We start from the raw sequence: 11,879 nt of genomic DNA, 5'->3' as shown, positions 1-11,879 counted from the left end.
GCGGGTCAGGCGGCGCCTGCCCCTTGACGCCTCGTCGCCGAGGACTGACGCCTCACCGCCCGCGGAACGCGTCCCGGGCGAGCACCGCGGTGTCGCAGTTGTCGGAGAAGATCCCGTCGATGCCTGTCTCGAAGTAGACCTGGAACGCGCCGAAGGCGTCGCCGTAGGCGTTCGGGTCGCTGCCGCGGCGGAAGTCGGCGGGCAGGAAGGTGTTCTCGTTGCGCATCGTGTACGGGTGCAGGATCAGCCCGGCCGCGTGCGCGTCCCGTACAAGGGTGGTCGGCTTCGTCAGCTTGCCGTCCTTGTCCCGAGGGATGATCAGCAGCAGCGTCGGCCCGATGCCCTGCGCGAAGCCGGCGACCCATTCCAGCCCCTTGGGGGTGATCAGGTCGGCGACGGTGCGCGGGTCGTTCGCCACCACGAAGTCCCACGGGCGGGTGTCCGCGGCGTCCAGCAGCAGGACCTTGGGGGCGGCCGCGCCGAGTCTGCCGAGCCGCTGGAGGCTGCTGGGCTCGAAGGACTGGAGGAAGGTGTGCCCGTTGCGGCCGGCGCGCCCGTAGCGGCGCAGCAGCCTGAAGAGACGTTCCTCCAGCCCGAGGCCGATACCCCGGAAGTACGTGGGGTGCTTGGTCTCGACATGCAGCCAGATCCGCCGGCCACGCTTGCGGCCCTGCTCCTCGGCCCATTCGAGGACCTCTTCGTAGGTGGGCACCTCCCAGCGTCCGTCGTAGAGGGTGTTGTGCTGGCGGTTGCCCGGAATGCGCTCCTTGGCGCGCAGCGTCTTGAGCTCGGCGAGCGTGAAGTCCTCGGTGAACCAGCCGGTGAGCTTGGCCCCGTCGACGGTCTTCGTCGTCTTGCGGTGCGCGAACTCGGGGTGCGCCGAGACGTCGGTGGTGGCGGTGATGTCATTCTCGTGACGGCAGACGAGATGCCCGTCCTTGGTGGGCACGACGTCCTGCTCGATGACATCGGCCCCGTTGTCGAGGGCGAACTGGTACGAGCCGAGCGTGTGCTCCGGGCGGTAGCCGCTGGCGCCGCGGTGGCCGACGACCGTCGGCGTCGGGAGATCCCGGTACGCGCCGTGCCCGGTGTGCGAGCCGTGTGAACTGCCGCGCGTCGCCGCCTGGGCGGCCCCGGCGCCGCCCAGCACCGTGGCTCCCGCACCGAGGGCGGCCGCCCCCAGGAGGGCGCGGCGCGCCGGTCCCTGTCCCCGTTCCTGCTCCATTGGGCACTCCTCTTCTGTCATGTACCGAACCGATCATGGGTCGGGCCGATCGTAGACGCGCACTGCTTTCGTATGGGACCCCCTGGGCGAAATAGCGGAGAAACACACATCAACACTGCGTATCGACCGGAGAGCCCGGTGTGCGTCACGCGGGTTCCCCCGAGTATCGTCCGGAGCTGCGCAGCGGTGTGCAGCGTGCGCAACAGCCGACCACCACGACCGGAGGACCCGTTGTCCCGGATCATGCTCAAGGCGATTCTTGGATTGCTCATGCGCGTCCTGTACCGCCCGCGGGTCGAGGGCCTGGGGAACATCCCCGCGTCCGGGCCGGTGATCCTGGCGGGCAACCACGTCACCTTCATCGACTCGCTGTTCATGTCGCTGGTCGTGAAGCGGCCGGTGTACTTCATCGGCAAGGACGAGTACGTCACCGGCAAGGGCCTCAAGGGCCGCCTCATGGCCTGGTTCTTCACCGCCTCCGGCATGATCCCCGTGGCCCGCGACGGCGGGCGCGGCGGCGTCGCGGCGCTGATGACGGGGCGCCGGGTGCTGGACGAGGGCAAGGCGTTCGGCATCTACCCGGAGGGCACCCGCTCCCCCGACGGCCGGCTCTACCGCGGCCGTACGGGCGTGGCCCGGCTCACGCTGATGACGGGCGCGCCGGTGGTCCCGTTCGCGATGATCGGCACCGACAAGGTGCAGCCGGGCGGCAAGGGCCGGCTGCACATCAGCCCGGTGACGGTCCGCTTCGGCGAGGCGCTGGACTTCTCCCGGTACGAGGGCATGGACCGCGACCGTTATGTGCTGCGGGCCGTGACGGACGAGGTCATGAGCGATGTCATGGACCTCTCGGGCCAGGAGTACGTGGACGTCTACGCGACGAAGGCACGCGCCGCCTGAACCTGGGCCGCGCGCCCCTGGACGACGAGCCCCTGGACGAGCGGGAACCCTCCCGCCGGCCAGGGGCTTTTCGCTGTCCGCCGGGTCGCTTTCGGCCCATTCGCCGACGACCCGTTCGCCGTCCGCCCGGTCAGGGCAGCTTGATCGTCGGCGCGTACATGTCGATCCACACGGCGAGGTCCAGCGTCCGCTCCAGATCGCGTCGCGACGCCTGGTCGATCTGCGGCGTCCGGGCCGAGACCGCCTCGCGCAGCCGTCCCTTGTCGACGAGGTCGAACACCGGGTGCCCCGGCGTGGACAGCAGCTCCTCGCACTGGTCGCGCAGGGCGGCGGCGTACGTCGGGTCCTGGGTGGAGGGGTAGGGGGACTTGCGCCGCCGCACGACGGACTCGGGCAGCACGTCGGCCGCCGCCGCGCGCAGCAGCGACTTCTCCTTGCCGTCGAAGTTCTTCAGCGCCCAGGGGGTGTTGTACACGTACTCCACCAGCCGGTGGTCGCAGAACGGGACGCGCACCTCAAGGCCGGAAGCCATGGAGGTGCGGTCCTTCCGATCGAGCCAGATGCGGACGAACCGGGTCAGGTGCAGATAGCTGATCTTGCGCATCTGCCACTCCGGGTCGCTCTCGCCGTCGAGCCGCCGGATGTCGGTGACGGCGGAGCGGTACGAGTCCTGGATGTAGGCGTCGAGGTCGAGCGCCCCCTCCAACTGGTCGCTCAGCAGGCTCTGCGGCCTCGCCCGGGCCTGCCCGTCCTGCCCCTGGCCGAAGAACTGCTGGTGCTGCGCGAGCCAGGGGAAGGTGGTGCCCTTGCGGGCCTCGGGATCGAAGAACTGCTTGTAGCCGCCGAAGAGCTCGTCGGCCGACTCGCCCGACAGCGCCATGGTCGCGTGCCCGCGGATCGCCTTGGCCAGCAGGTACAGCGAGGTGTCGAGGTCGCCGAGGCCGGAGGGGATGTCGCGGGCGCCGATCACCTTGCGGCGCACCTCGGGGTCGGCGATGTCGGCGGAGCTGAGCACGATGTCCTGGTGCAGGGTGCCGGACTTGCGGGCGACGTCGTGCACGAAGGGGGTGTCGGGGGCGTCGCGCAGCGCGTCGGGGACGAAGTTCTCGGTCAGTCCGACGAAGTCGACGGCGAAGCTGCGCACCTTCTCGCCCTGGCCGGCCAGTTGCGCCGCGGCGATCGCGGTCATCGCCGAGGAGTCGAGGCCGCCGGAGAGCAGGGTGCAGCTCGGCACGTCGGCGACCATCTGGCGGCGCACGATGTCGTCGAGCAGTTCGCGCACCCGGGCCACCGTGGTGTCCCGGTCGTCGGTGTGCTCCCTGGTCTCCAGGGTCCAGTAGCGGGTGGTGCGGATGCCCGAGCGGCCGACGGTGACGACGGTGCCGGGCTCGACCTCGCGCATCCCCTCCCACACGGCGTGGCCGGGCGTCTTGATGAAGGCGAACAGTTCGCGGAAGCCGTCGGCGGTGACGGTGCGTTCGGCGAGCGGGTTGGCGAGGATCGCCTTGGGCTCGGAGCCGAAGAGCACGCCGTCGGGGGTGGGGTAGTAGTAGAAGGGCTTGATGCCCGAGCGGTCGCGGATCATCAGGAGCCGCTGCTCGCGGCCGTCCCAGATCGCGAAGGCGTACATGCCGTTGAGGCGCTCGGCGACGGCGTCGCCCCACTCCAGGTAGCCGCGCAGCACGACCTCGGTGTCCGAGTGGGTGGTGAACGCGTGGCCCCGGGAGGCGAGTTCGGCGCGCAGCTCGGTGAAGTTGTAGACCTCGCCGGAGTACACCAGGGAGACGGTGCCGTGCGGGGTGTCCTCGTTCATCGGCTGCGTGCCGCCGGGCAGGTCGATGATGGCGAGCCTGCGATGGCCCAGCGCGGCGTGCTCCGCCACGTAGGTGCCGCGGCCGTCCGGGCCGCGGCAGGCCATGGGGTCGGTCATGGCGTCCACGATCGGCTGCTGGGTGCGCAGGTCGCGATCGAAGGCGACCCACCCTGCGATGCCGCACATATGTCTCCTGCCTTCCTGTACGAATCGTTCGGGCCCGCGGATTGTTCAGGCCCGCGGATTGTGCGGGCTCGCGATTGTGCGGGCCTGCGGATTGTGCGGGCATCCGGAATAGTCATGGGTCCGCCCCCGGCGGATTTCACGAATACCCGCCGCGGTGTCGCGATCGCGGCGCGGCCGAGCCGGGTTCACACGGCGGCGGCCCGCTTCGGGATTTGCGCCGAGCGGGTCCCGAACAGCATCCCGGTGTATGACTTAAGGGGTCTTGCACAAACGCGACACGACTGTCGCCCGGCCGTACGGCAGTTCGCCGGTGAACTGGTCGGGAAGGGAGTCGAGCGGCCCGCCCCGGCCGGCTTCGGCGCGGGTCGCGGGGAATCTTCCGGGGGTGCAGCCAATCATCGCCTTGAAGCTCCGGGTGAAGTGCGGCTGGTCGTGGTAGCCGGCCGCCGCGGCCACTTCCGCCCATGTCATGCCGCGCGCTTTGTAGCGCAGCGCCGCCTGGAGCCGCAGCACCTGCGCGAGCGACTTCGGCGGCAGCCCGACCTGTTCCAGAAAGCGGCGTTCGAGTTGGCGGTCGCTCCAGCCGGTTCCGGCGGCCAGCCGGCGTACGGACGTACGGCCCGCGGTGCGGTGCAACTGCCGCCACGCCCAAGTGAGTTCGGGCGAGCACTGCGGTCCGGCGAGCAGCCGGGAGGTGAGCACTCCGTCGAGCAGGGCGAAGCGCGAACCCCAGGTGGGCGCCTCGGCCAGACTGCCGACGAACCGGCGTAATCGCCGGCCGAACAGCTCGGCCATGTCCAGGTTCCGGCAGGCCAGTTGGGCCATCGGCACCGCCAGCAGGCGGTACGCCGCGAGCGGCGTCAGCAGCACGGTGACGCCGTGCACCGGGCCGGCGTGCTCGCCCACGGTGGCGGTGGCGTGGACGCCGCTGATCAGGGAGATCGCGGTGACCGGCCGGGTGGGCCGGACGGCGTCGCCCACAATCAGCGGCCCGCTGAAGCCGAGTACGACCTTGACGACGCCGTCCGGCGCGACCAGCCAGCGGCCGGGTCCTCTCGCCCCGAACATGAAGCCCCGATATCCCAGCACATGGCCGCGCAGGGCCGGTCCGGAGGACCCCCAGACCAGCTCTTTCGAATGCGTCGCCGCCAATTGGCCATTACTCACGCCTGATACCCCCGAGGCCTTCGGAACACCGGTCCGTACGGATTGCGATGCGTTGTGCGCTGAGGTTTTCGCCCGTTTCCCCACAAGGACAGCCGTAGCCGGGGGAACTGGTGTGAGAGGACGCCGAAAGGCAGCGGAAGCCCGTCCGGCCAATGCCCGAACGTGTGCCGCACGAAAACAGGCGCGACAGCAGAAGTCCGTGGGCATTCGCAGAATACACAGGCAAGTTGGAGGGGGCATCGGTTCGCACTGGGCGATATCGGGCGCGGACCGGCCGGGAGCGGTCGTACGGGCGGGCATTCGCCCAGCTCATTCGGGTGTCGAGGGCGCCGCGCGACCTGGCGGCGAAACGGTGGGATCTGCTCCGGCTCGCCAAAACATGTGATCTCAGTCACTTCGGCGCGGGCATTCCCGGGCGCCGCCGAACCACCGGTCCGTGCCGCCGAGGTCGCGTTCGTACAAGACCCCTCTATGCGGTCACAGGAATGCTGTCACACAACACGGCACGACAGGGACCCCGAAACAGAACCGTTCCCGCAGGGAATCGGACGGTGATTCGGCGTCTTCGCACCCCCCTCCCACAGCCCCTCACGCGTTTCACGGCCGGCCGCCCCACGCGGTCCCGGCGACGCCGCACCATCCCCGACCGGACCGGCCATGCCGTGCCCGGTCGCCGCACGGGCCGGCTCCGCGCCGCCGCCGGCGACTCAGACCAGCGAGGAGAACGGATCGCATGCGCCTCAACCATGACCGTCTGCAACAGCGAATGAGCCAGTTCGGTCTGGACGCCGTGGTGAGCACCACCGCGGAGAACCTGACCTATCTCACCGGCGTCGAGAGCGTGCACCTGGACATGTTCCCGCACTCCGGGCGGGCCTTCGCCGTCCTGTCCCAGGACACCCGGGCGGGCGCGGTCTTCGTCTGCGGGCGCTGCGAGGTCGACCAGTTCCTGGACGCCGACGAACGGATCTCCGAGGCGATCGGCTACGGCCCCTTCTACCGCGAACTCCCCGAGGAGGCGGAGCTGGACCACGACGACGAGCTGCTCCGCTCCATGACCGGCGACACCCGCTTCCCCGACGCGCTGGCCGCCCTCGTCCACGCGGTGCGGCAGACCTGCCCGGGCGGCGGCCGGGTGGCCGTCGACGAGGAAGGCGTGCCGCCGGACTTCCTCGACGCGCTCGGCAAGGAGCTGACCGGCTGGCAGCTGGTGCCCGGCGCCGCCCATCTGCGCCACGCCCGCCAGGTGAAGACCGCCCGCGAACAGGAACTGGTGGCCGCCGCCGCGGCCGTCGCGCAGAACGCGATCCTCGCCACCGTCGCCATCATGCGCGAGGGGGTGACCGAGCGGGAGCTGGTCCGGGAGTTCAACCGCTCGGTCGCCGCCCAGGGCGGCACGCCGAGGTTCACCCTGATCCGGATCGGCGCCAACGCGGTCGCCGGCCAGCGGCGCCCCACCGGCACCGTGCTGCGCCGGGGCCAGGCCGTGTGGTTCGACGTCGGGGCCGTGGTCGACGGCTACTGGTGCGACATCGCCCGGGTCTGCACGCTGGGTGAGCCCGAGGAGCGGCTGGCGCGCCTGTACGCGGCCGTGCTGGCCGGCGAGGACGCCGCGCTGGCGCAGGCCCGCCCCGGCATGACCGGCCGGGACCTGTTCACCCTCACCGTCGAGGCGGTGCGCGACGCGGGCATCCCGCACTACCGGCGCAGCCACGTCGGCCACGGCATCGGCGTCGAGGTGTACGACCGGGTCCTGATCCGGCCGGACAGCACGGACGAGCTGCGGGACGGCACGGTCGTCAACATCGAGACCCCCTACTACGAGTACGGCTTCGGCTGTGTGCACGTCGAGGACCCCTTCGTCGTCGGGCCCGAGGGCAACCGCCTGCTCACCACGCTGGACCGCGGACTGCTCATCGCCCCCTGAACCGGCCCCGGCCCCCATCGGCTCATCGGCACCGCCCCACGAGGAGAAACCGTGATCTACGAGAACGTGCTGGAGACGCTCGGGGACACCCCGGTCGTCCGGCTGCGCCGGCTCCTGCCCCGGCCGCAGGACCGCGTCTACGTGAAGCTGGAGGGCGCCAACCCGTCGGGCAGCATCAAGGACCGCGCCGCCCTGCACATGGTCGAGCAGGCCGAACACGAGGGCCGCCTGCGCCCGGGGGCGACGCTCATCGAGTCGACCTCGGGCAACCTCGGCAAGTCCCTGGCCCTGATCGGCGCGGTCAAGGGCTACCGGATCATCCTGGTCGTCGACCCCAAGACGCCCCAGTCCGTGCTCTCCTACGCCACGAGCCTCGGCGCCGAGATCGACATGGTCGCCCGGCCGGACGCGGACGGCAGCTACCAGGCGGCCCGCATCCGCCGGGTGCGCCGGCTGGTCCAGGAGACCCCCGGCGCCCACACCCTGGACCAGTACAACAACCCCGACAACCCGCGGACGCACCGGCTGCACACCTCCCGCGAGATCACCAAGGACTTCGACCACCTGGCCGCGCTGGTCGCCTCCGTCAGCACCGGCGGCCACCTGAGCGGGCTGAGCGCGGGGCTCAAGGAGCAGTTCCCGGACCTGCACGTCCGCGCCGTGGACGCCGTCGGCTCCGCCGCCTTCGGCCACCGCTTCGAGCCGTACAAGATGCGCGGCATCGGCCTGAGCTGGCGCCCCGGCAACCTGCGGCCCCAGGCCGTCGACTCGCTGCACCGGGTCGCCGACACCGAGGCCCTCTCCGTCTGCCGGGTCCTGGCCGGCGAGGAGGGGCTGCTGCTCGGCGAGTCCGGCGGCGCCGCGGTCTTCGCGGCCCTCGTCTTCGCCGCCGCCAACCCGGGCGAACCGGTCCTGGCGATAGCGCCGGACACCGGCGCCAACTACCTGTACGAGACCTACGACGACCAGTGGCTGCGCGAGCACGGCACCCCGCCGGAGGTCCTCTGGCGCACCAGCGGCGACCTGCTGCACCACGCCCGTACGCCGCTCCACCCGCCGGCCCCGCTCGGCGCCGAGGACGCGGCCGGATCCGGCCAGGTAGCGATGGGGGTACAGGCATGATCCGTACAGGAGCCGAGTATCTGAGCGGACTGCGGGACGGGCGGGAGGTCTGGCTGAGCGGGCGGCGCGTCGACGACGTGCTCGCCGAACCGGTCCTGGCCTCCGCCGCGCACACCGTGGCCCGCCTCTACGACCAGCAGCACGACCCGCTGCTGCGCTCCGTGCTCACCTATGAGGACGGCGGCGAGCGCTACCCCATGTCGCTGGCCGTGCCGCGCGACGCGCACACCCTGCGGCGGCGCGGCGCCGCGTTCCGCACCACCGCCGAGGCCACCTTCGGACTGGTCGGCCGGTCGCCTGACTTCGTGAACGCCGTGGTCACCGCGTTCGCGTCGGCGAGCGGGTTCTTCGACCGGGCCGACCCGCGCTTCGGCCGCAACGTCGCCGCGTTCCACGCCGCGTGCCTGTCGAGCGACCGGTTCCTCTCGCACGCCGCCATCAACCCGCCGCTCAGCCGCGCCCGTTCCTCCGGCGAGCAGGACGACCCGTACGTGCATCTGCGGATCGTCCGCGAGACCAGCGAGGGCATCGTGGTGCGCGGCGCGAAGCTGATCGGCACCCTGGTGCCGGTCGCCGACGAGATCGTGGTCTTCCCGCTGCCCAAGTACCACCCCGGCGACGAGGCGTACACCGTCGCCTTCGCGATCCCCGTGGCCACACCGGGGCTGCGGATCGTCTGCCGGGAACCGCTGGTCACCGACCCGTCCCGGCTGGTCAGCACCCCGCTGGCGCCCTTCGAGGAGATCGACGCGACCTGCGTCTTCGACGACGTCCTCGTGCCGTGGGACCGGGTCTTCTTCCACGGCGACGTCGACGCCGCCAACCGCATGTACGACGTCACGACGGCACGCCACCACACCGGTCAGCACGGCATCGTGCGCGGCGCCGTCAAGGCCGAGCTGCTGACCGGCATCGCCGTCGCGCTCTCCGAGATGTCCGGCACCAACTCCTTCCTGCACGTCCAGGAGATGCTCGGCGAGGTGCTGGGCTCCCTGGAACTGGCGAAGGCCGGCATCCTGGCCGCCGAGGCGGACGCGGAGATGAGCGAATGGGGCACGCTCACCCCGGCGATCGCCCCGGTGCTGGCCCTGCGCTACCACTTCCCCCGGATGACGAGCCGCATGATCGAGGTCATCCAGCTGCTGGGCGGCGGCAGCCTGCTCAGCACCCCCTCCGAGGAGGACCTGAGCAGCGAACTGTGGCCCAGCATCGAACGCTTCTTCCGCGGCGCGGACGGCGTGCCCGCCGAGCAGCGCGTCCGGCTGCTGAAGCTCGCCTGGGACGCCACGGGCAGCGCGTTCGGGCAGCGCCAGATGCAGTACGAGCGCTACCACTCGGGCGACCCGGTCCGGCTGGCCGCCGCCCAGTACTTCGGCTACCACACCACCCCGCTGCTGGAGACCGTGCACCGCGCCCTGCGCCCGGCGACACCGGGAACGGGCACGGCCCCCGGCGTGACCCCGCAGGAGGCCCACTCGTGATCACCGCCGAGCCCCGCCGGATACTGGTCCTGGCCGGGGCCGCCGCCCACGCCTCGCGTACCCGGTCCGTGGCGGAGCTGGTCTGCCGCGACGTCGCCGCGGCCGGCGGCCGGCCCGTCCTGTGCGACCTCGCCGAACACCCGCTGCCGCTGCTGCACGCGGACCCCGACGGCGCCAACCTGGCCGACGTGCGGATCCAGGCCGCCGAGGCGGACGCGATGATCTGGGTGACCCCCTGCTACCACGGCAGCTACTCGGGCATCCTCAAGAACTGCCTCGACCACCTGCGCGAGGACGCGCTGCGCGGCAAGCCCGTCGGGATGGTGGCGGTCGGCGCTTCCCTGACGGCCATCTCCGCGTGCGAGCACCTGCGCACCGTCGCCCGCACCCTGGGCTGTGTCACCGCCCCCACCCAGGCGGTGGTCCCCAGCAGCGGGCTCGCCGGCGGCGACGGGGACTCCGGCGCGTACCCGCGGATCATCCGCATGATCGGGGAACTGCACGCGCTGACCGGCGTGACGGGGCTGCTGCGGCAGTGCGCGACGGCGGACGCGGTAAGCCCCGCGTAATTCCCGGGCGTACTCGGGGCGGAGTCCCTAGGGTGGGCCGGATGACCTCCGTCCCGCCCTCCTTCCGCACCCTGCGCGGCCGCCGCCTGAGCTACCTCGACTTCGGCGGACCGGGCGCGCCCGTACTGGCCCTGCACGGCCACTTCGGCCGGGCCCGCTCGTACGCACCGCTGGCCGCCGCCCTCGCGCCGCGCCACCGGCTGATCGCGCTCGACCAGCGCGGGCACGGACTCAGCGAGGGCGGCGGACCGCTCTCCGCGGACGAGTACGCGGCGGACGCCGCCGCCCTGATCGAGGAGTTGGGCGCCGGCCCGCTGCCGGTGGTCGGCCACTCGATGGGCGGCCAGGTCGCCTACACCCTCGCCGCGCTGCGCCCGGAGCTCGTACGCGCCCTGGTGATCGAGGACATGGGCGCGGTCAACCAGCCGCCGGAGGTGGCCCGCCCGGTCCTCGACGTGTCCGACTGGCCGGTACGGGCCGACAGCCGCGAAGCGCTGGGCGCGGCGATCGTCGCTCGGGGCATCCCCGACCCGGAGTACTTCCTGGACAGCGCGGAACCGGACGGCGACGGATGGCGGCTGCTCTTCGACCCGGCCGAGATGATGGAGTCCCAGCACGCGACGATGGGCGACCACTGGCACCGGTGGCTCGGCTCCTCATGCCCGGCACTGCTCCTGCACGGCGGACACAGCTTCATGCTCTCCGCCGCCCACGCCCGCGAAATGGCCGAACGGCGGCCGGACACCGAACTGCTGGAGTTCCCCGAGTGCGGGCACTGGCTCCATGACGACGACCCGGACGGGTACGCCGAGGCCGTGGCGTCATACCTGTCCCGGGCCTGAGCCCGTCGCTGAGCGGGATCGTCGAACGGCTCGCCGCCGATAGCCTCACGACAGCACGGGCCCGGCTACCCCACCGACATGGAAGCCGACAGCAATTCCTCCTCAGCCGACGAGTGGGATCTCGCCATGGGTTCCTGAGCCGTCGACGCCCGGGTAGTAACTGAGGCTGCCGTCATTCCATCGCACGAGGACGCATCGGGACGGGTGCTGTCCGCGAATTCCCTACGATGATCACTTGGGCGTTCTTCCTTGCCGAGCCGGCGGGCCTGATATCGGTGCTGCCGTGGAGCCCTTGGGTATCGACGCCGGGCCAGAGTTGCCGACGCCGGGGCGCCTGCTCCAGGCACCGCACCCCTCACTCGGCGACCTATTGATCCCACCGACCCGAGTGTGCGGCAAGGGCCGGTTTGGCGTTTCGTCACCTCGTGGTGATGGCGCTGGGACACGACCGCACAAACATCGCTCAGCCCACCGTCAGTTCCTGAAGGATTCCTGAAGATCGAGCCCGATTCGTCTGCGCGGACGGAGCATTCTACCTCTTTGGGTAAATGCATCGCAAAGATCGCTCGGCTTCTGTTTCACAATACGATCAGGATCGGCATGCTGTGGCAAGTGCCGTTGCGCGGAGGCGCATCCGGCGGCAGCGG

At 71.2% G+C, this 11,879-nt stretch carries 9 protein-coding genes; 6 read left to right on the top strand and 3 right to left on the bottom strand.

Features of this window, described 5'->3' with window-relative positions; genetic code table 11:
* Positions 1-52: 52 nt before the first annotated feature.
* Entirely contained in the window at positions 53-1,225 is a 1,173-nt protein-coding gene (locus AB0I22_RS07200; RefSeq protein ID WP_363129650.1) for a glycerophosphodiester phosphodiesterase, read from the bottom strand.
* Between the two features lie 231 nt (positions 1,226-1,456).
* On the opposite strand from AB0I22_RS07200, the gene AB0I22_RS07195 reads away from it, so the two are divergent.
* Entirely contained in the window at positions 1,457-2,125 is a 669-nt protein-coding gene (locus AB0I22_RS07195; RefSeq protein WP_363129648.1) for a lysophospholipid acyltransferase family protein, read from the top strand.
* A gap of 130 nt (positions 2,126-2,255) precedes the next feature.
* Here AB0I22_RS07195 and asnB read toward each other — a convergent pair whose 3' ends face one another.
* On the bottom strand, positions 2,256-4,124 hold the full coding sequence (asnB, locus tag AB0I22_RS07190) for an asparagine synthase (glutamine-hydrolyzing) (RefSeq protein WP_363129647.1): 1,869 nt from the start codon (positions 4,122-4,124) through the stop codon (positions 2,256-2,258).
* Positions 4,125-4,376: 252 nt separating this feature from the next.
* A complete protein-coding gene (locus AB0I22_RS07185) occupies positions 4,377-5,291 on the bottom strand; it encodes a helix-turn-helix domain-containing protein (protein ID WP_363129646.1) in 915 nt (304 codons plus the stop codon).
* Between the two features lie 733 nt (positions 5,292-6,024).
* Between AB0I22_RS07185 and AB0I22_RS07180 the strand changes: the two genes are divergently transcribed.
* Genes AB0I22_RS07180 through AB0I22_RS07160 form a run of 5 tightly spaced genes read left to right on the top strand, consistent with a single transcriptional unit; the run spans position 6,025 to position 11,232 of the window.
* A complete protein-coding gene (locus AB0I22_RS07180) occupies positions 6,025-7,218 on the top strand; it encodes a Xaa-Pro peptidase family protein (protein WP_363129644.1) in 1,194 nt (397 codons plus the stop codon).
* Between the two features lie 51 nt (positions 7,219-7,269).
* Positions 7,270-8,340, top strand: coding sequence for a cysteine synthase family protein (locus AB0I22_RS07175; RefSeq protein ID WP_363129643.1), 1,071 nt, complete (start codon positions 7,270-7,272; stop codon positions 8,338-8,340).
* The gene (locus tag AB0I22_RS07170) at positions 8,337-9,821 is read left to right on the top strand and encodes a 4-hydroxyphenylacetate 3-hydroxylase N-terminal domain-containing protein (RefSeq protein ID WP_363129641.1); all 1,485 of its coding nucleotides are present in this window, start codon (positions 8,337-8,339) and stop codon (positions 9,819-9,821) included. The genes AB0I22_RS07175 and AB0I22_RS07170 overlap by 4 nt, the downstream gene beginning before the upstream one ends.
* Positions 9,818-10,390 (top strand): NAD(P)H-dependent oxidoreductase, encoded by a 573-nt coding sequence (locus AB0I22_RS07165; RefSeq protein WP_363129640.1) that lies wholly within the window; start codon positions 9,818-9,820, stop codon positions 10,388-10,390. The genes AB0I22_RS07170 and AB0I22_RS07165 overlap by 4 nt, the downstream gene beginning before the upstream one ends.
* 41 nt (positions 10,391-10,431) lie before the next feature.
* Positions 10,432-11,232, top strand: a complete 801-nt coding sequence (locus AB0I22_RS07160; protein ID WP_363129639.1) for an alpha/beta hydrolase — start codon at positions 10,432-10,434, stop codon at positions 11,230-11,232.
* The last annotated feature ends 647 nt before the right edge of the window (positions 11,233-11,879 follow it).

It is taken from the genome of Streptomyces sp. NPDC050610 (assembly GCF_040654875.1).
Taxonomy (GTDB): domain Bacteria; phylum Actinomycetota; class Actinomycetes; order Streptomycetales; family Streptomycetaceae; genus Streptomyces.
This window is presented reverse-complemented; position numbering and strand designations above follow the sequence as displayed.

What these genes read in the sequence shown, in the direction of transcription:
- AB0I22_RS07200 (WP_363129650.1), bottom strand. Translation starts at nt 1,225, where the DNA reads ATGGAGCAGGAACGGGGACAGGGACCGGCGCGCCGCGCCCTCCTGGGG.
- asnB (WP_363129647.1), bottom strand. Translation starts at nt 4,124, where the DNA reads ATGTGCGGCATCGCAGGGTGGGTCGCCTTCGATCGCGACCTGCGCACC.
- AB0I22_RS07180 (WP_363129644.1), top strand. Translation starts at nt 6,025, where the DNA reads ATGCGCCTCAACCATGACCGTCTGCAACAGCGAATGAGCCAGTTCGGT.
- AB0I22_RS07170 (WP_363129641.1), top strand. Translation starts at nt 8,337, where the DNA reads ATGATCCGTACAGGAGCCGAGTATCTGAGCGGACTGCGGGACGGGCGG.
- AB0I22_RS07160 (WP_363129639.1), top strand. Translation starts at nt 10,432, where the DNA reads ATGACCTCCGTCCCGCCCTCCTTCCGCACCCTGCGCGGCCGCCGCCTG.